The following is an 18,371-nucleotide window of genomic DNA, read 5'->3' on the forward strand; positions in this document are numbered from 1 at the left end:
ACGGCACGAAAACGGTGCCCACGTGCGCCATCTTCGTGCCTGTGAGCGCGACTATCGCTGGCTCGAACTCCTTGGCTGCAGGCTACATCTCGGCCTGGCGGGCTTCGATCAGCTTCTGGACCTGCGGGAAAAGCGGGTGCTCGGCCGTCAGGCGGGTGATCAGTTCCGTTGCTTCGGCAGGTTCAGAGTCGGACAGGATCCGCGCCAGCTCCTTGGCTTCCGTGTCTGCCGCGTCGTCGAAACGCAGCGCGGCCGCCATTGCCTCGAGCAGTGCCACGGGCACCACGCCGCGCTCTGCGAGTTCGGCTGCCGGGCCGACGAAGCGCTCGTGCCTGCTCAGCTTGCGCAGCGGGGCCCGGCCCACCCGGTTCACGGTGTCCGGAAGGTACGGATTGGTGAAGCGGGAGAGGATCTTCTGCACGTAGGCTTCCTGCTCGGCCTCGGCGAAATCGTGCTTGGCCACCAGCAGCTGTTTGGTCTCGTCCAGCACCGCGCGCACCTTCGCCGCGACGGCTGCGTCCGCCATCGCGTCGGAGATCTTCTCGATTCCCGCCGCGTAGCCGAAGTAAGCGGCCGAGGCATGCCCGGTGTTGACCGTGAACAGCTTCCGCTCGATATATGGCCCCAGCTCGTCGACGAAGGTGGCGCCCGGGATTTCCGGCGTGGCCGCACCGAAAGGCGCGCGCTCGATGGCCCACTCGCAGAACGTCTCCACGGTCACGTCCAGGCCCTGGCCTTCCGCTTGGTTGGGCACAATCCGGTCCACGGCGGTATTGGCGAACACGGCCACGGCGGACAGCTCCCCCGCCGAGGCGTCCCAGACGGCCTCGATCTCCTGGCGCAGGATGTCCGTGGCATTGATCGCGTTCTCGCAGGCCATGACCTGCAACGGCGGCAGTTCCGGTCCGCGTCCGGCCAGTCCGCGCGCAATGACCGGTGCCACGAACTTGAGGATGTGCGGGCCCACAGCGGTGGTGACCACGTCCGCCGTCGTTATTTCCGCGACGACGTCCGCTTCCTGTTTGCCTGAGTTCAGCGCACGGAAGTTGTTCACGGTCTTGGTCGAAGGGTTCTCCCCCACCTGGTGGACCTCGTAGGAGGAGGCCGCGGCGAGCTGGTCGATCAGGGCGTCCGCCACGTCGGCGAAGACCACTTCATATCCGGCTTCGTGGAGCAGCAGCCCCACGAAGCCGCGGCCGATATTGCCGGCTCCAAAGTGCACTGCCTTCACTATGCGTTCACCTTTCCGAAGAGTTCCATGACTTCCTCCACCGTGGTGGCCTGCTCAAGCTGGGCCACCTGCGCCTTGTTGGTGAAGATCTTGGCGATGGAGGCCAGGATCTGGAGGTGCTCGTTGTTGACGCCGGCGATGCCGACCACGAACTTGACCTGCTTGCCGTTCCAGTCGATGCCCTCGGGGTAACGGACCAGCGAGACAGCCGAGTGCATGATGTGGTCCTTAGCGGCGTTCGTGCCGTGGGGGATGGCCAGGAAACTGCCCATGTAGGTGGAGACGGATTCCTCGCGCTCATGCATCGAGTGCACGTAGCTCATATCGACGGCGCCGCGGTCCAGCAGGAGCTGGCCTGCCTCGTCGATCGCCGAGTCGCGGTCCTTCGCGGTGCCGGTAAGAACAATGCTCTCCTCCAGCAGGACTCCCCTGCCGGTGGCTGGCTCCGCGGCATGTGCCCCCGAACCAACCTCGGCGGCTGGAGCTGCGGCCACAGCTGCAGGATCGGAACCGGCGGCGGCAACTCCATCTGCAGTCAGCTCTTCGGCTGCAGCTTCGGCAGCGGGCACTCCATTGGAACCTTCGGCGACTGAACCTTCCGCACTGTCCTTGACCAGTTCAACGATGTCGTCGTACCGCGGGCTGTTCATGAAGTTGTCCACGGACACGTGTACCGCGCTCGAGGTGACCGGACGGGCACGCTCGGTCAGGTCCTGGTGCGTTACAACGACGTCGTACGTGTCGCTCAGGTTGGCGATGGCCGAGTTGGTGACCTTCACGTCCGGGAAGCCTGCGGCCTTGATCTTGTTGCGCAGCACCGAGGCGCCCATGGCGCTGGAGCCCATTCCGGCGTCGCACGCGAAGACAATGTTCCGGACGGGACCGGCCAGGACTGCGGTGTCCCCGGTTCCGCCGCCCAGGGTGGAAGCAACCGAGCTCTTCTTGCCCTTGAGGCCTTCCATCTTGGCGGTTGCCTCGCCGAGGCCGTCCACGTCCGTGGTCTTGCTGGCCTTGAGGATGACGGAGGCGATCAGGAAGGAAACGGCCGCCGCGAGCACCACGGACAGCGTCACGCCGAAGTAACTGTCGCTCGCCGTGGCCGCATAGACCGCGAGGATGCTGCCGGGGGCGGCGGGCGAACGCAGGCCGGCACCGGTGAGCACCAGGGTGAAGATGCCGGTCATGCCGCCGGCGATGGCAGCGAGAATGATGATCGGCTTCATCAGGACGTACGGGAAGTAGATCTCGTGGATACCGCCGACAAACTGGATCAGCGCCGCACCGGGCGCCGACGCGCGGGCCAGCCCCTTGCCGAAGACCATGTACGCGAGCAGGATGCCCACGCCCGGGCCGGGGTTGGCCTCGAGCAGGAACAGGATGGACTTGCCTTCGGCGAGCGCCTGTTCGGTGGCGAGCGGGGTCAGGATGCCATGGTTGATGGCGTTGTTGAGGAACAGCACCTTGGCGGGCTCGATGAGGATGCTGGTCAGCGGCAAGAGGCCGTTATTGACCAGGAATTCGACGACGGCGGCAGCAGCGTTGCTGAAAACCGTCACCACCGGGCCGATCACCAGCATGCCGACAATGGCCATGATGGAGGCGAGAATGCCGGCGGAGAAGTTGTCGATCAGCATCTCGAAGCCCGGCTTGACCCGGCCTTCCCACACCTTGTCCAGCTTCTTCATGATCCAGGCCGTGAGCGGCCCCATGATCATGGCGCCGATGAACATCGGGATATCGGTTCCCACGATGACGCCCATGGTGGCGGCTGCACCCACCACGCCGCCGCGGACGCCGTGGATCATCCGGCCGCCGGTGTAGCCGATGAGCAACGGCAGCAGGAAAGAGATCATCGGCCCGACCAGTGCGGCCAGGGTCTCATTGGGCAGGAACCCGTCCGGGATAAAGAGGGCCGTGATGATGCCCCAGGCGATGAAGGCCCCGATGTTGGGCATGATCATGCCGGAGAGGAAGGTGCCGAACTTCTGGACACCCACGCGCAAACTTGTTTTGGGCTTCGCAGCGGTCTCTGTTGCCATGTGAATTCCTAACGTGAGTCCCGCAGCGATGCGGGGTCAGCCGATACCTGTCGAAGGAGTGAGCTCATGACGAGCTGCTCGATATTCTGTGGAGCCATTCGAGGAAGAGCCTCAATTCCGAGCCGGATAGTTGGTCCGAATGCGAAGCCTGGAGGGCCGCATTCAGGGCGATGGCTGCAACGACGACGGATGACTTGCCCGAGTCTTCCGCTGCAGCCGCATTGGCCTGATCGGCCGAGATCGCGGAGATCATGGAGTCCCGGGTCATCGTGGACAACTCCAGGTTCCGCTCCTCGGCAGGTTCCGAGATGAGCATGAGGGTCACGCCCACGTTGGCCGCGAGGGTGCTCCGGGCTGCCTCGCGGGGCGGCACATTGAGCTTTCCCGCGATTGCCGCCTTGTTGAGCATCTCCTCCATGAGTGCCTCGGCATCGGCCACGAGGGCCGGCCGGCTCTCGGGACGGATGTTGCCGAACATCACCAGGTAGAGGTGCGGCTGGCTCAGGCCGAACTGGACGTGGTTGTCCCACATCCTCTTGATGTCCTCCAGGGAATCCCCTGTCGGGGCGAATTTCCGCTCCCGCGCCACATACTCCTCGAAACCGCCGGCAACGACGGCGTCGAAGAGGCCTTCCTTGGTGCCGAAGTGGTGATACAGCGTTGGCGCCGTAACGCCCGCCAGCTTCGTGATCTGGCGAGTAGAGACCGCTGAGCACTGCGAATTCGCCAAAAGCTCTGCAGCCGCCCGAAGCAACCGGGTCTTAGCCGGAAGCTGGTCATCGACACTCATAGCCGCTACCCTAGCACCTATAGCATCGCTATATGAAGTGAATCACAACTAATCTTCACTTCCACAAGTAGGCGTCAGCACCGGCCGCGTCATCGGCATCGTCCGCCAGATGCCCAAGCCAGTCAGCGAGCCGCCTTCCGGCGAGCGCCTCGATGCCTCGACCAGCGCGGAGACCGCCGTCGCTGGCCTCAAAACGGCAGCGCAAGCCGTGCACGACGAGCTCAAGGGCCGCGCGGATAAAGCCAGCGGAGACGGCAAGGCAGTACTGGAAGCCACGGACCTGATGGCCAAAGACACCATGCCGCTGAAGTCGGCAGCCAAGCTCATCAACGCAGGCACCTCGGCCGAACGCGCCAGTTAGGAAGCCGGTGCTTCCGTCGCCGAGATGCTGCACAATTTGGGCGGTTACATGGCCGAACGCTCTACCGATGTCCTGGACGTCCGCGCCCGAATCGTCGTCCGGCTGCGCGGCGTGCCCGCTCCAAGCATTCCAGCCTCGGACACGCCCTTCATCCTGGTGGCCGAGGATCTTGCCCCAGCCGACACAGCGACGCTGGACCCCGTCGTGCTTGCCCTGGCGACTTCGGACGGCTAGCCGCAATCCCACGCTGCTTTCATCGCCCGCTCACTCGGACTGCCCGCCGTCGTCGCCGCTCCCGGCGTGGACGAACTACCGGATGGCACGGAGGTCTTTGCGGACGGAGCGGCCGGCAACATCACGGTTGATCCGTCGGGCGAGCAGCGCGCCCGCCGCCAGGGCCTCGGCCGAAACGGCCGCCACCCTTGAGGTCTATGACGGCAATGGCACGACGGCGGACGACCATCTGGTCCCGCTCCTCGCCAACGAGGGCGGAACAAAGGACGCAGGGGCCGATGCAGCGCTGGGAGCTCAGGACGTAGGGCTCCCGCACGGAATTTTGTTTCCTTGAACGCGATATCGAGCCGAGCGTTGAGGAACAGGCCGCCGTGCACCAGGGCGTTTTCGACGCCTTCCCGGGCAAGAGAGTGGTGCTCCGAACGCCCGACGCTGGCGCCGACAAACCCTTGCCCCTCCTCACAGACGCCACCGAGCCCAATCCCGCCCTCGGCGTACGCAGCTACCTCACCGACTTCACCACCCCGGTGTCATGGAACACCAGTTGGAAGCAACTGCCCAGGCCGCCAACGTATCTTCCGCGGATGTCTGGGTCATGGCCCCAATGATTTCGACGGCGGATGAAGCAGCCCGGTTTGCATCGCTGTGCACTGCCGCCGGAATCCAGACGCCCGGCGTCATGGTGGAAGTTCCGTCCTCCGAACTGACCGCGGCCTCGGTGCTTAGCCACGTGGGCTTTGCATCCATCGGCACCAACGGCCTGACCAGTACGCCATGGCTGCAGACCGGCAGCTCGGGCCGCTGGCCCAGCTCAACTCCCCGTGGCAACCCGCCGTCCTGCGACTCATCCAGCTCACGGTGGGGGCGCGTCCTAGAAAGGTAACGGCAAACCCATAGGTGTCTGCGGTGAGGCAGCGGCCGACCCGGCCCTCGCCGTCGTGCTGGTTGGCCTCGGCGTTTCGAAGCTCACGATGACCTCCCACTCCCTGGCCGCCGTCGGGACCGTGCTGAAGTCGGTCACGCTGGAGCAGGCGCAGGAGCTTGCCCGCTTGGCACTGAACGCCGCCGACGCGCTCGACGCGAGGGCCCGGTCCGTTCCAAACTCTCCATCCTCGAAGGACTTGACCTCTAACCGTCCTTACCTCAGGAGAAATTCCATGCATGAACGCACCGCTATCATCGCCAGCCGCTCCGGCCTCCACGCCCGTCCCGCTGCTCTCTTCGCCGAATCTGCAGGGAATCGCCCCTTGACGTAAGCATCGGGATGGGGGGGCACGCCTGCCCATAAAGCCCTCGACGCGGCAACATCCTCTCGCTCATGACACTCGGCGCCGCACCAAGGGGACTCTGTGGCTCTCAGGGCCGAGGGCGACGGCGCCGCAACAGCTCTGGATTCCTTGGTGGCCTTGCTGCAAACAGACCTCGACACAGAGCAAGCCTCCTCAACGGGGGCGCGGCGGGCGCATTCGAGGGGCGGATCTACCATGACGATGTGCCGCTCTGCGGCCGTCCAAACCTCTGCTTCAAGAGGGCGCACCTCGTCCAATAGCCGCTCCCGCCGCAAAAGGTGATGACATTTTTATAACGGTTTTATAACGGTGTCAGAAAAAGTTGGTGAAACCTTCCAATTACCCCTTACGATATTCTCGGTTGGGGGCAATCAAACAACTCCTTTCGAGACTTCCCTTCTCGAATTAGTTGGGGGCAATTTCTGCAAAACCTCCTGCCATTGGTCTATATCCGTCCAATGGCCTTTATGGTCATTTGCTTTTCAGGAGTTGAATCTCATGCTCGGTCTGTACATGAACGCTCGCAATTTCGTTTCCGGCCTCCTTTCTCGCGAAGAAAAGGGCGCCACTGCCGTCGAATACGGCATCATGGTCGCCCTTATCGCTGTTGTCATCATCGTGGCCGTTACTCTGCTCGGTGGCACCCTTGACCAGATGTTTACGGATGCGGCTTGTGAACTGGGTGGCACCCCGGTCACCGGCGCAACTGCCTGCACCCCATAGTCCTTCAATCTTCAAGATCGAACTCATTGGCAACTTGTGTGGTGGTGGCTAAGCCGCCGCCACCACACAAGTTGCATGGCCGGCTTGGGGCGGAGCGTGAATGAAAAGCAAATCCGAGAATGGAGCAGCGGCCGTAGAATTTGCCCTGGTTCTGCCTTTGCTACTCCTAGCTCTCCTAGGAGTCATAGAATTCGGACGGGCCTACAACGTTCAAATCTCACTCACTCAGGCGGCAAGAGAGGGTGCCCGCTACGCCGCCATTCACCACGACGCCAGCGATTATGACGTGGCCGCTTACGCTACGGAATCCGCCCCGTCTTTGCAGGGTCTTGCATTCACTGTGAGCGACGGTGGGGTGCCGTGTTCTGCTCTCGATTCCGTAGAGGTGACCACGAGTGTCTCGCTCTCCTCGATGACCGGACTCCTTGAAGCAGAGTTCCTAGGCCTAGGTCCGCTCTACCCTATCCAACTGGAAGGTAAGGCAGTGATGAGATGTGGCGGTTGAGTGTCGAGAAGAAAGATGAGCACGGACTAACTGCTGTCATTGTAGCCATCCTAATGGTTGTCCTCTTAGGCACAGTTGCCCTCGTTGTCGATGTTGGTCGGCTTTATGCCGAGAAGGCCCAGCTTCAAAATGGCGCCGATGCTGCAGCGCTTGCCATAGCAACCGACTGCGCACAAGGGAACGAATGTAGTCAAGCTGTTGCCGACAGTACTGCGGTTCAATTCAGCAATGACAATGCAAATGACGGCACGGCCCACTTGATAGAGGCGACGTTAAGCAGCGGGACGGTCAGGGTTAATGTGGGCGCCCAAGTAAGTGATGGAAACGCAAACGAGCTGCCATTGTTCTTCGGACCAATATTTGAACTCTTGGATCCTGCAAGTTCCTTTGATAATGCAACCGTTGTTGCAGGCGCCACCTCTCAGTGGGGAGGCCCGTATTCCGGAGTTCCATATCTACCGGTCGGGTTCGGGCAGTGTGAGTTTGATTTAACTGGCGGTCTCAAAATGATCCAGACTCACGGGGGTAACGATTGCTCTGCAAGAAATCCTTCCGGTGCCCATCTGCCTGGGGGGTTTGGATGGCTTAAGACTGATGGTACGTGTAGTGCGATATTGATAAAAATATCAGACACGGAGTTCATCGGTGACAGCTCATCGGGCGCACCTCCGCCGTCTTCCTGCAGCGGTTTCTTCGACAAAGATGAGTTACAAGGCAAAACTGTTGTTTTGCCTATATTCGCTAACGCCAGCGGTGCGGGTGACGAAGGCAAGTTCACGATCAAGGGCTGGGCTGCATTCGAATTGTGGGGATGGAATCTGCCCTCTGCGACCCCTGACGCCAAGGTTGATCCTCCGACCGGCATGGGCTATGTGTCAGGCGGTAACAACTCCAAAAAGGGATTGATAGGACGCTTCATTGAGTATGTCTCCAGTGAAGATGGCCTGACGACTGGCGGAACAGATGAATTCGGTGCAACTGTCGTTCAGCTAAGCGACTAGTAACACGAACGACTGAAGGTCAATACGTTGCCCATCCAAAACGATTCCCGCGACGAAGCAGTGGAGTTGGGATCAAGCCAGGACAACGAAGGCGCCGTCGTCTTGTGGTAACTCGATAGGAATAAAACATTGTGAAATCTAGATTGATTGCCGGAGCCTCCGCCATCGTGCTGGCATTGGTGGGCGGCATTCTCGTCTTCGCTTACACGGCGAATGCCGACAGCAGAGCTATGGCAGGGCTTGAGACCGTCAATGTAGTGGTCGTACAAGAAACCGTGCCGGCGGGAACACCAGTGGAAGAACTGGCCGAGTCTGTCGACATTGAACAGCAGCCCGCGACAGCCGTTCCTTCCACGGCCCTCGCGGACCTAACTAGCAGCGCCGGAAAAGTCACGGCGGTAGAACTGGTTCCAGGAGAGCAACTCTTAGCTGAGCGTCTACTAGCGCCGGAGGAACTTCAAATCCTTGGAGCCGTTGAGATACCCAAGGGGCTTCAAGAGGTGTCCTTCCAGCTGGAGCCGCAAAGAGTTGTTGGTGGCAGAGTTATCGCGGGTGATCATGTCGGCGTTTATATTTCTCTTGACGCCGGCGCTATCGAGGGCAGGCCAGAGGAACCTACGACTCAACTAGTGCTGCACAAACTATTGGTCACCGCGGTCCAGCGCGCCCCACTTCCCACGACGGAAAATCCCGAACAAGATGCGCAAGCGTTGCCGGAAGGATCCTTGCTCCTGACAGTCGCCGCCACCGATACAGATGCCGCGCGACTCATTTTCGCCGCTGAATTCGGTCGTATATGGCTCAGCAAGGAACCGCTCGAGGCGAAGGAAAGTAAGCCAGAGGTCATTGAGAAGTCAGAGGTTTATCGATGAGCCGATTTATTCTAGTCGGATCGGATGGGTCCTTCGAGCAAAAGCTGCGTTTGGCTCTTGCCGGTGGTCTATCGGGAGATATTACTACAGTCGGGCCAGATGTCCTCAATTTGCAGCCGCAGGAGTTCTTTACACTGGTGACCGGTGAGCGACCTGAAGTTCTGATCCTTGGCCCCAATTTGCCCGCAGAGGACGCTCTACGGCTAGCAACCATTCTAGATGTTCAGTTTCCGGCGCTCAGCGTCGTACTTGTGGCTGAGTCGACTCCGGAGCTGATACTCCAAGCGATGCGAGCTGGAGTCCGCGACGTACTGAGTCCGCTGGCTGACATTCCATCGATCCGAATCTTGTTGGAGCGTGCTTGTCAGGTTTTCGCCAGCCGCTATCGCACAGACCAGCCTGGAGCAGCAACGCATAGCGAGCGAGGAGTTGTCGTGGGCGTCTTTTCGCCGAAAGGTGGAGTAGGCAAGACAACAATTGCCACCAACGTTGCAGTAGGACTCGGGAAAGTGGCTCCGATGAACGTAGTCATCGTTGACCTAGACCTCCAATTCGGAGATGTAGCCTCAAATCTGTATTTGCACCCCGAGCACACGATGACCGATGCCGTGTCTAATTCTGCCAGTCAAGATGCCATGGTTCTCAAAGCGTTTCTCACCTTGCACGCGGCAAACATATATACGCTTTGTGCACCTCTGGATCCTGTTGCTGGAGACCTCATTACAGCCGAGCAAGTGACTCACTTGCTTCAGCAACTGTCGACACAATTCAAGTACGTTGTGGTGGACACCGGACCCGGTCTGACGGAGCATACTTTAGCCGCACTGGAACAATGCACCGATGCGATCTGGGTATCCGGTATGGACGTTTCCAGCGTCAGAAGTTTACGCACAGGCTTGGACGTTCTGAGGAAACTTGAACTCATTCCCGAAACCCGGCACGTAGTGCTCAACTTCGCCGACACTAAGACCGGACTCAGTGTCCAGGACATTGAAGCTAGCTTGGGAGCGCCCATCGACGTTGCGATCCCACGGTCAAAAGCGCTTTCTTATGCGACAAACAGAGGAGTGCCTGTCCTGCAGGAGCCCATCAGAGACCCCGCTGTTAGGGGATTGACTGAACTGGTTGAACGTTTTGATCCGCAATGGCGTGACAAGCGACGCAAGCTTCATCGACGGGCGGTAGTTCAGTGAAACTCTCAGAGCGAATGAATGCCGCCCGGATGCAAGAGGCATCAGATGCGCCAGATATGCACATGGCGGCCAGTCTTATCCAAGAATCTGCACCTGCTCTGCCTGTCACAGCACGTCAAGCGCCCCTGCTGAGCGGGGAATCTACTGCCATTCCAATCGATGCGCTAGCTAGCCTCAAACACCGTGCTGCGACAGCCCTTTTTGACCGAATGGGTGCCCGCTTCAACGACGCAACGCTCAGCGAGGAGGACTTGCGTTTCACGGCACGCGAGGAACTTGGACAGATTATCGACGAGGAGCAGGTGCCTCTGTCCGCCGATGAGCGCCGCCGCCTTATCCGCGACGTTGCCGACGACGTTATGGGGTACGGCCCACTTCAGCGGTTTCTCGACGACTCCACCGTCACTGAAATCATGGTCAACCGGATGGACCAGATTTACGTGGAACGTCAGGGCCGCGTCATGTTGACTGACTCCCGCTTCAGCTCTGAAGACCATTTGCGCAAGGTGATCGAGCGCATCGTGTCCAAAGTCGGACGCCGGATCGATGAGTCTTCCCCACTGGTTGACGCTCGCTTGGAAGACGGTTCACGCGTGAATGCCGTGATTCCTCCGCTAGCTGTCAACGGATCATCGCTGACCATTCGTAAGTTCAGCAAGGTACCACTCACAGTCCAGAACTTGATCGACTTCGGCACAATGACCCTCGAAATGTCTGAACTGCTTGACGCCTGCGTCAAAGCGAAATTGAACATCATTGTTTCGGGCGGTACCGGTACTGGCAAGACGACTCTATTGAACGTGCTGTCCTCGTTCCTGCCCGAGTCGGACAGAATTGTCACAATCGAGGACGCCGTGGAACTACAGATCCAGCAGCAGCACGTAGTGCGGTTGGAGAGCCGTCCTCCGAATACGGAAGGAAAGGGGGCAGTTACGATCCGCGATCTGCTTCGCAACTCATTGCGTATGCGTCCAGACCGTATAGTGGTGGGCGAGGTGCGGGGTGGCGAGTCTCTCGACATGCTTCAAGCCATGAATACCGGACACGACGGTTCGCTCTCCACCGTTCATTCGAACTCCCCTCGTGACGCTGTCGCCCGGTTGGAAACTCTTGTCCTGATGGCCGGAATGGATCTACCGCTGCGCGCTATCCGCGAACAGATCGCTTCAGCAGTAGATCTGATTATTCAGATTGCGCGTTTGAGGGATGGCACGCGACGGATCACGCATGTGACCGAAGTGCAGGGAATGGAAGGGGACGTCGTGACACTCCAGGATGCTTTTGTCTTTGACTATTCTGCCGGCCTCGATCCTCAGGGAAGATTCTTGGGTAAGCCCATTCCTACCGGCATTCGGCCACGCTTTATAGAAAAGTTCGAAGACATGGGGATTACTGTATCGCCGGCAGTCTTCGGCCGACCCATGACAGTTGGCGGACAGCGCCAGTCATGAACGGAATCTTAGTCATGGGTCTCGGCCTCATTCTGTTAGCCATCGGGCTCGGCCTGCATGCTGTTAGGGCGCAGAATTATACGATTCCACGTGACCGCCGGCGCCCTTTTGAAGAGCAATCCACCTCTCAGCTCTCACGCTTCGCGGTTACGGCGGTGCGTCTCGTTGAAGAACAGCTCTCCAGACGTCCCACACGCATTTACCGCAAGGAGCTACTGGAGCTAGCAGGGCTGAAACTTAGCCAGGCTGACTTCGTCATTCTGGTGTTGGCTGCGTCGCTTGTCACGGGATTGGCCGGCTTACTCCTAGGCGGCCCGGTACTCGGACTGCTGTTCGCGGTAATCGCGCCGTTTATAGCTCATCTTGTGCTCTCGCAGCTTATAAGGCAACGCCGCTCCAAGTTCGATGCGCAGTTGGGAGACACTCTTCAGCTACTTACCGGCGGTCTCCGCGCTGGGCATAGTATTCTCCGCGCGATTGATGCCGCGGCAACGGAAGCGGACAGTCCTACGTCAGAAGAAATGCGTCGCATCATCACCGAAACAAGTTTGGGGAAGGACCTGCTCCAGTCTTTGAACGATACTTCTGTGCGGATGGCAAACGAAGACTTCATGTGGATCGCCCAAGCCATTCAGATCAACCGCGAAGTAGGAGGCGATCTCGCAGAAGTACTCGACCAGGTCAGCGGAACTATCCGTGAACGGACCGAGATCAAGGGGCAGATCAAGGCGCTCGCCGCCGAGGGAAAGTTCTCCGCCTACATTCTCATGGCTTTGCCCATCGGCATCGTCGTCATGCTCAGCGTGGTCAACCCGAACTACATTGCCGTACTTTTCACCGAAGTTCTTGGTTGGGTCATGATCGGTGTATCCGTCATTCTCATGATCATCGGCGGTCTATGGCTGCGCAAGATCATCGACTTGAAGTTCTAGGAGCGGCCTCATCATGGATTTGACCGTTGTTATCGGAACCATCCTGCTCAGTACTTCGCTCGGATTTCTCTTGTGGATGATTCTCTCGAGTGAGCAAAAAACGAGATCAGCCATTCGCTCCAACCTTGCTCGTGGCTTCGAAACTACCGAAGCTGTACGGCACCGTGATTTGGGGTTGCTTTATCGGGTAGGCCAGCAATTGACTCCTCCTAGTTACACAAGAAAATTGGACAGGTTACTCGCATTAGCAGGGCGCCCGGCCTCAATGCCACTTCAGAGACTGCTTGCGGCAAAACTTGCTCTCACTTTTGCTGGCGGACTGCTTGCGTTCGTTATGATTAGATCTAATCCATCCTCCACCATGATTTTGCTCGGAATCTTCCTCACGGTGCTCGGGTATTTCATCCCGGACCTGATGCTCTACAGCAAAGGGCAGGAACGTCAGAAGGCCATGCAGTTGGAATTGGCCAACACCCTTGACCAGATGCTGATCTCTGTCGAGGCGGGTCTTGGCTTCGAAGCGGCCATGGCTCGAGCCGGTGCCAACGGAAAGGGACCTTTGGCCGAGGAACTGGTCCGGACCCTGCAGGATATGCAGGTGGGCAGAAGCCGCAGGGAGTCATACCTAGCTCTGGCGGACCGGACGAATGTGCCGGAACTCAGGAGCTTCGTGAAAGCTATAGTTCAGGCGGATGCGTATGGCATCGCGCTCAGCGGCGTGCTCCGGACTCAAGCCAAGGTCATGCGTGTCAAGCGGCGTCAGCGCGCCGAAGAAAAGGCTATGAAACTGCCAGTCATGGTCCTCTTTCCGCTGCTGTTCTTCATCTTTCCAGTGCTCTTCATCGCCATCCTGGGACCCGCAGCGATCAACGCTATTGCAACCTTCAGCGGCCAGTGACTGGCCACTTTAGGCTCGTATAGTGAACATCCTACTCATCGCGGCCTGTGCCGCCGTTGGACTTGCAGCCGGCAACGTGGCGTTTCCCCTGGCTCAGCGCGAGGCGCGGACCGCGCTGCCTGCCCGATGGCGCCTGCCGGTGGCGGCGCTGGCCGGGTTGTTCTGCGGATTCCTTGCAGTAATCTTCGACGCAGATCCCGCGCTGCCAGCGTTCCTCTACCTTGCGGTGATGGGGATACTGCTCGGTGCGATCGATGCCCGGCACAAGTTGCTGCCGAACCGGCTGGTTCTGCCGTTCCTGCTCGGCGCACTCGGCCTGCTCGGAGTGGCCAGCCTGATGAGTGGCAGTTGGGTGCAGTTGCTGGGCGGAGTACTGGGCGCGGCTGTTATGTTCGCTGTCTATCTGGTCATGGCGCTGATCAAGCCGGGCGGTATGGGCATGGGCGACGTGAAACTGGCCGCTGTCGTCGGGCTTTATGCGGGTTACCTAGGTCTGAACGCCTGGCTGCTGGTTCTGGTGGGAGCGTTCGTCCTTAACGCAGTGGCCATAGTGGTTCTCGTGCTTGGGCGTGTTTTGAACAGGAAGTCTGAGATCCCCTTTGGCCCGTCGATGATCGCCGCGACTATCTTGGTACCGCTGGTTTCAGGAGTCGGGTGACCGGCGGACTTCAATTCCGCCGTCGATGACGCGCGCTTCGTAGACCGGCTGCGGATTGCTCGCCGGGCCGCGGACGATGCCGCCATCGGACAGCCGGAAGGTACTGCCATGCCAGGGGCAAGTGACACAGCCTTCGCTGACAGTTCCCTCTTCCAACGGACCGCCCATGTGGCTGCAGACGCTGTCCAGCGCGTGGATCTGGCCGCCGTCGCGGTAGAGCACCACGGACACTCCGTCCAGATCCACCTTTCGCAGGCTGCCCTCGCTCAGCTCGGCTTCCGCAAGCACGGTCTGCCATTCGGTTGGCCCTTCGCGCCAGGCGGTGCGGTTGACATTGACGCCCTTGGAGTAGGACAGGTGGCCGCCAAGGTAGCCGCCGGTCATTAGGACGCCGAACCCGGCCAATCCGAGGACCTTGCCTGCTCTCCGATTGCCTTTCTTGCGGGCAATGAGGGATGCGACGTACAGGCTTACAGCGGTTGAGTTGGACAGGGCGTGCACCAGCCCGACGCGGCGCTCCTTGCCCTGCGTATCGGACCAGTCGTTAGAACCGGATGCGGCAGTGGGAATCGCAGTGGCAATCCCGGCCATGACCAATAAATCGGCTGCCGGTTCGGAAGACTCTCCGCCGAGGTTATCGAGCAAGGTAGCCATAGTCCACGCACCGATGGGCAAGTCGGTCAGCAGCGGGTGCAACGGGTGTCCTAGGTACGTACCGCTGAGCAGGCTACGCAAATATCGCGGCTTTACTATGCGGCCCATGGTGGCGGCGTACGGTTCGGCTACCTTGTCCAGGAATTCGAGGCCTTCCAACTTCTCCACGACCTGATGCAGCACGTTCATTGCAGCCTCCTGAAGCCTCGACTCACACGTCCGTTGTAGGAACGAAGCCATCACAGCGGGCATCATCCCGATCCACTGAGTCTGCCATCGCACCGGGAGGCGGGCAAGGGTCAGCGCACGCTAGGAGGGAACTGACCGAGTTGAAGTCCGCTGGCCGGGGCGTCAGTCTTCGGAAGTGCGCAGGGCGCGGGTCTGCTCAGCGCGGCCGAACAGGGCGGCGTCATCCGGGTATTTCACTTCTTCCAGGACGAGCGGATGCGGCGGAGCCAATATGGTCTTGGAGTCCCGGACCTTGGCTACGAGGCGCTCGTGCAGCCACTCCGGTTTCTCCTCGCCCGCGCCGACCGCCAGCGAGGCGCCGATCAACGCACGGACCATATTGTGGCAAAAGGCGTCCGCGCGCACCGTGGCGACCACTACGCCGTCGTTATTGCGGGTGAAGCTGAAGTCCTGGAGTTCGCGGATGGTGGTGGAGAACTGGCGGGGTTTGCAGAAGGACAAGTAGTCGTTCACCCCGAGGATGCGCTCCGCCGCGGAGTTCAGGGCGTCGACGTCGAGGGCGTGCTTGTGCCAGAGGGTGATATTGCGGGTCAACGGATCCCACGATCCGGCGCGGTCAGCAATGCGGTAGCTGTACCGGCGCCAGAGGGCGGAGAACCGCGCGTCGAAACCGATGGGCGCAAGTTCGGCCGTGTGGACTTCGATGGCGCCGGCGAGATCGCGGTACGGCACCGGTGCGCCAACCCGGCCACCGAGGACTTTGGTGATGACACCGCGCAGCCGGCGCAGCAGGGAGGCAGACGGGTCGATCATCTTGCCACGGGCCAGCGACTCCCACTCCCCCGGTTCCAGATCGAAGTGCACCACCTGGCCGCGGGCATGGACGCCGGCGTCGGTCCGGCCGGCCACGGTCAGCCGGATGGGCCGGCGTAGCAGCGTGGCAAGCGCTTCTTCCAGCGCACCCTGGACGGTCAGCAATCCCGGTTGGATTGCCCACCCACTGAACGGACCGCCGTCGTACGCTAAATTCATCCGGACACGCAGAAGCCCGCTGTCCGGTTGCGGGACAGCGGGCTTCTGGGAATGCATGCTCTAAATGCTAGCCGGATTCAGACTCGAAGAATTACTTCTTCTCGTCAGCTTCCGGAGCCTCAGCAGCTTCTTCGGCGGAAGGAGCCGAAGGAGCGGAAGCCGGCGAGTCAGCGGACTCAGCCGAAGCAGAGGAAGCGGATTCGGCCGAAACGGGCTCTTCCTCAACCGGAGCCGGAGCGGACTTGGCGGCAGCCTTCTCAGCTTCGGCCACAACGGCCTGCTTCGGGGAAACCGGATCCAGGACCAGTTCGATGACAGCCATGGGAGCGTTGTCGCCCTTGCGGTTGCCGATCTTGGTGATGCGGGTGTAGCCACCATCACGGTTCTCGACGGCAGTAGCGATGTCGGTGAACAGCTCGTGGACGATGCCCTTGTTGCTGATCAGGGACAGCACGCGACGGCGCGAGGCCAGGTCTCCGCGCTTGGCGAAGGTAACCAGGCGCTCGGCGTACGGACGCAGACGCTTTGCCTTGGTAACGGTGGTGGTGATGCGCTTGTGCTCGAACAGAGCAGCGGCCAGGTTGGCGAGCATCAGTCGCTCGTGCGCCGGACCGCCTCCGAGGCGCGGACCCTTAGGGGGGGTAGGCATTATGTTTTCTCCTCAAATGGTGCCGCTCTTGGCGCTACAGAGCACCATGACGGCAGAATTCTTGCGATTTAGAGTTCGTCCTCGCCGAAGGCTTCTTCGTCCTCTTCGATGGCTGCGGCACGTGCGGCAAGGTCAAATCCTGGAGGGGAATCCTTCAGGGACAGACCAAGCTCAACAAGCTTTGCCTTGACCTCATCGATGGACTTCGCACCGAAGTTGCGGATGTCCATGAGGTCAGCCTCGGAGCGGGCAACGAGCTCACCCACGGTGTGGATGCCCTCACGCTTGAGGCAGTTGTAGGACCGCACGGTCAGCTCAAGGTCCTCGATCGGCAGAGCCATGTCAGCTGCCAGGGCGGCATCTGTGGGGCTCGGGCCGATTTCAATACCTTCAGCCTGGGTGTTCAGCTCGCGTGCCAGGCCGAACAGCTCGACCAGGGTGGTTCCGGCAGAGGCGACGGCGTCGCGCGGTGCAATGGAGTCCTTGGTTTCGACGTCGACAATCAGGCGGTCGAAGTCGGTGCGCTGCTCAACACGGGTTGCCTCAACCTTGAAGGTAACCTTCAGTACCGGCGAGTAGATGGAGTCAACCGGGATGCGGCCGATCTCCGAGTCGCCGGACTTGTTCTGGCTCGCCGAAACGTAGCCACGGCCGCGTTCGATGGTCAGTTCGAGCTCGAACTTGCCCTTCTCGTTCAGCGTGGCGATGTGCAGGTCCGGGTTGTGGAATTCCACGCCGGCCGGCGGTGCAATATCCGCAGCGGTGACAACACCGGGTCCCTGCTTGCGCAGGTAGGCGACCACGGGCTCGTCATGCTCGGAGGAAACAGCCAGGTTCTTGATGTTCAGGATGATCTCGGTGACATCTTCCTTCACACCCTGAACGGTGGTGAACTCATGCAGCACACCGTCGATCCGGATGCTGGTTACAGCAGCACCGGGAATCGAGGACAGCAGGGTGCGGCGAAGAGAGTTTCCCAGGGTGTAGCCAAAGCCCGGCTCAAGCGGTTCGATAACGAACCGTGAGCGGTTGTCGGCCACTACTTCTTCGGTAAGGGTGGGGCGCTGTGCAATGAGCACTTAGATTTCCTTTCAGCGAGCGTCCGCTATATGACGCAGCACGAATTGGTGGAAAAGAACGGCTAGACAGCCGGGAGCGGAACCTTCAGCCGCCGTCGTAATTCCCATATACATGGGAACCGACGGCGGCCGAAGGAACCAAAAGGCGGCTGGTTAGACGCGGCGGCGCTTCGGGGGACGGCAACCGTTGTGGGCGCTGGGGGTGACATCCGAAATGGAGCCAACCTCGAGGCCAGCGGCCTGCAGCGAACGGATTGCAGTCTCGCGTCCGGATCCCGGACCCTTCACGAAAACGTCGACCTTCTTCAGGCCATGCTCCTGGGCACGCTTTGCAGCGGACTCAGCAGCCATCTGCGCTGCGAACGGGGTGGACTTACGCGAACCCTTGAAGCCAACCTCGCCGGCCGAAGCCCACGAGATGACAGCACCGTTCGGGTCCGTGATGGACACGATGGTGTTGTTGAAGGTGCTCTTGATGTGCGCCTGTCCGAGCGCAATATTCTTTTTGTCCTTGCGACGCGGCTTACGTACCGCTCCACGAGTCTTGGGGGGCATATATTTCTCCTACAAAGTTGGTTGGTAGCTAGCAGA

At 60.2% G+C, this 18,371-nt stretch carries 17 protein-coding genes and 1 pseudogene; 10 read left to right on the forward strand and 8 right to left on the reverse strand.

What is annotated here, in order from left to right; all coding sequences use genetic code 11:
- Positions 1 to 82 precede the first annotated feature (82 nt).
- The 3 genes from HGO92_RS06805 to HGO92_RS06815 form a co-directional block, all read right to left on the reverse strand.
- The gene (locus tag HGO92_RS06805; protein ID WP_169993182.1) at positions 83 to 1,231 is read right to left on the reverse strand and encodes a mannitol-1-phosphate 5-dehydrogenase; all 1,149 of its coding nucleotides are present in this window, start codon (positions 1,229 to 1,231) and stop codon (positions 83 to 85) included.
- Positions 1,231 to 3,270, reverse strand: a complete 2,040-nt coding sequence (locus tag HGO92_RS06810) for a PTS mannitol transporter subunit IICBA (protein WP_169993184.1) — start codon at positions 3,268 to 3,270, stop codon at positions 1,231 to 1,233. The genes HGO92_RS06805 and HGO92_RS06810 overlap by 1 nt, the downstream gene beginning before the upstream one ends.
- Positions 3,271 to 3,334: 64 nt before the next feature.
- Positions 3,335 to 4,060 carry a TetR/AcrR family transcriptional regulator gene (locus HGO92_RS06815; RefSeq protein WP_169993186.1) on the reverse strand — a complete coding sequence of 242 codons (726 nt, stop codon included), beginning with the start codon at positions 4,058 to 4,060 and terminating at the stop codon, positions 3,335 to 3,337.
- A gap of 109 nt (positions 4,061 to 4,169) precedes the next feature.
- Between HGO92_RS06815 and HGO92_RS24240 the strand changes: the two are divergent.
- The 10 genes and pseudogenes from HGO92_RS24240 to HGO92_RS06870 all read left to right on the forward strand — a co-directional run bounded on the left by HGO92_RS24240 (position 4,170) and on the right by HGO92_RS06870 (position 14,177).
- Positions 4,170 to 5,787: pseudogene (locus HGO92_RS24240) on the forward strand (putative PEP-binding protein).
- A gap of 466 nt (positions 5,788 to 6,253) precedes the next feature.
- Positions 6,254 to 6,667 (forward strand): Flp family type IVb pilin, encoded by a 414-nt coding sequence (locus HGO92_RS24510; RefSeq protein WP_346768882.1) that lies wholly within the window; start codon positions 6,254 to 6,256, stop codon positions 6,665 to 6,667.
- Positions 6,668 to 6,767: 100 nt separating this feature from the next.
- The gene (locus tag HGO92_RS06835; protein ID WP_169993188.1) at positions 6,768 to 7,172 is read left to right on the forward strand and encodes a TadE/TadG family type IV pilus assembly protein; all 405 of its coding nucleotides are present in this window, start codon (positions 6,768 to 6,770) and stop codon (positions 7,170 to 7,172) included.
- Complete coding sequence (locus tag HGO92_RS06840; RefSeq protein WP_169993190.1) at positions 7,169 to 8,173, forward strand: pilus assembly protein TadG-related protein; 1,005 nt, start codon at positions 7,169 to 7,171, stop codon at positions 8,171 to 8,173. Before HGO92_RS06835 ends, HGO92_RS06840 begins: the two co-directional genes overlap by 4 nt.
- A gap of 131 nt (positions 8,174 to 8,304) precedes the next feature.
- Positions 8,305 to 9,045, forward strand: coding sequence for a Flp pilus assembly protein CpaB (gene cpaB, locus HGO92_RS06845; protein WP_169993192.1), 741 nt, complete (start codon positions 8,305 to 8,307; stop codon positions 9,043 to 9,045).
- On the forward strand, positions 9,042 to 10,238 hold the full coding sequence (locus HGO92_RS06850; RefSeq protein WP_169993194.1) for a CpaE/TadZ family protein: 1,197 nt from the start codon (positions 9,042 to 9,044) through the stop codon (positions 10,236 to 10,238). Before cpaB ends, HGO92_RS06850 begins: the two co-directional genes overlap by 4 nt.
- Positions 10,239 to 10,252: 14 nt before the next feature.
- A complete protein-coding gene (locus HGO92_RS06855) occupies positions 10,253 to 11,689 on the forward strand; it encodes a TadA family conjugal transfer-associated ATPase (protein ID WP_240974478.1) in 1,437 nt (478 codons plus the stop codon).
- Positions 11,690 to 11,703: 14 nt separating this feature from the next.
- On the forward strand, positions 11,704 to 12,621 hold the full coding sequence (locus HGO92_RS06860; protein ID WP_240974479.1) for a type II secretion system F family protein: 918 nt from the start codon (positions 11,704 to 11,706) through the stop codon (positions 12,619 to 12,621).
- A 13-nt stretch (positions 12,622 to 12,634) separates the two neighbouring features.
- A complete protein-coding gene (locus tag HGO92_RS06865) occupies positions 12,635 to 13,519 on the forward strand; it encodes a type II secretion system F family protein (RefSeq protein ID WP_169993198.1) in 885 nt (294 codons plus the stop codon).
- Positions 13,520 to 13,541: 22 nt separating this feature from the next.
- A complete protein-coding gene (locus tag HGO92_RS06870) occupies positions 13,542 to 14,177 on the forward strand; it encodes a prepilin peptidase (protein WP_169993199.1) in 636 nt (211 codons plus the stop codon).
- On the opposite strand, the gene HGO92_RS06875 is transcribed toward HGO92_RS06870, so the two are convergent.
- From HGO92_RS06875 to rpsK, 5 genes are all read right to left on the reverse strand, one after another.
- Positions 14,163 to 15,020, reverse strand: coding sequence for a Rieske (2Fe-2S) protein (locus HGO92_RS06875; protein ID WP_169993201.1), 858 nt, complete (start codon positions 15,018 to 15,020; stop codon positions 14,163 to 14,165). The genes HGO92_RS06870 and HGO92_RS06875 overlap by 15 nt on opposite strands.
- 162 nt (positions 15,021 to 15,182) lie before the next feature.
- The gene (locus tag HGO92_RS06880) at positions 15,183 to 16,109 is read right to left on the reverse strand and encodes a tRNA pseudouridine synthase A (RefSeq protein WP_169993203.1); all 927 of its coding nucleotides are present in this window, start codon (positions 16,107 to 16,109) and stop codon (positions 15,183 to 15,185) included.
- Between the two features lie 34 nt (positions 16,110 to 16,143).
- Positions 16,144 to 16,701 carry a 50S ribosomal protein L17 gene (gene rplQ / locus HGO92_RS06885; RefSeq protein WP_169993205.1) on the reverse strand — a complete coding sequence of 186 codons (558 nt, stop codon included), beginning with the start codon at positions 16,699 to 16,701 and terminating at the stop codon, positions 16,144 to 16,146.
- A 68-nt stretch (positions 16,702 to 16,769) separates the two neighbouring features.
- Positions 16,770 to 17,780 carry a DNA-directed RNA polymerase subunit alpha gene (locus HGO92_RS06890; RefSeq protein WP_074701316.1) on the reverse strand — a complete coding sequence of 337 codons (1,011 nt, stop codon included), beginning with the start codon at positions 17,778 to 17,780 and terminating at the stop codon, positions 16,770 to 16,772.
- 153 nt (positions 17,781 to 17,933) lie between these two features.
- Positions 17,934 to 18,335, reverse strand: a complete 402-nt coding sequence (rpsK, locus tag HGO92_RS06895; RefSeq protein ID WP_074701315.1) for a 30S ribosomal protein S11 — start codon at positions 18,333 to 18,335, stop codon at positions 17,934 to 17,936.
- Between the last annotated feature and the right edge of the window lie 36 nt (positions 18,336 to 18,371).

The sequence above is a fragment of the Crystallibacter degradans genome (assembly GCF_012952295.1).
Lineage (GTDB): Bacteria > Actinomycetota > Actinomycetes > Actinomycetales > Micrococcaceae > Crystallibacter > Crystallibacter degradans.

Coding starts and splice junctions, on each gene's coding strand:
- HGO92_RS06875 (WP_169993201.1), bottom strand. CDS start 15,020: ATGAACGTGCTGCATCAGGTCGTGGAGAAGTTGGAAGGCCTCGAATTC.
- HGO92_RS06850 (WP_169993194.1), top strand. CDS start 9,042: ATGAGCCGATTTATTCTAGTCGGATCGGATGGGTCCTTCGAGCAAAAG.
- HGO92_RS06865 (WP_169993198.1), top strand. CDS start 12,635: ATGGATTTGACCGTTGTTATCGGAACCATCCTGCTCAGTACTTCGCTC.
- HGO92_RS06835 (WP_169993188.1), top strand. CDS start 6,768: ATGAAAAGCAAATCCGAGAATGGAGCAGCGGCCGTAGAATTTGCCCTG.
- HGO92_RS06855 (WP_240974478.1), top strand. CDS start 10,253: ATGAATGCCGCCCGGATGCAAGAGGCATCAGATGCGCCAGATATGCAC.
- HGO92_RS06815 (WP_169993186.1), bottom strand. CDS start 4,060: ATGAGTGTCGATGACCAGCTTCCGGCTAAGACCCGGTTGCTTCGGGCG.
- HGO92_RS06810 (WP_169993184.1), bottom strand. CDS start 3,270: ATGGCAACAGAGACCGCTGCGAAGCCCAAAACAAGTTTGCGCGTGGGT.
- HGO92_RS06860 (WP_240974479.1), top strand. CDS start 11,704: ATGGGTCTCGGCCTCATTCTGTTAGCCATCGGGCTCGGCCTGCATGCT.
- HGO92_RS06880 (WP_169993203.1), bottom strand. CDS start 16,109: ATGCATTCCCAGAAGCCCGCTGTCCCGCAACCGGACAGCGGGCTTCTG.
- rplQ (WP_169993205.1), bottom strand. CDS start 16,701: ATGCCTACCCCCCCTAAGGGTCCGCGCCTCGGAGGCGGTCCGGCGCAC.
- rpsK (WP_074701315.1), bottom strand. CDS start 18,335: ATGCCCCCCAAGACTCGTGGAGCGGTACGTAAGCCGCGTCGCAAGGAC.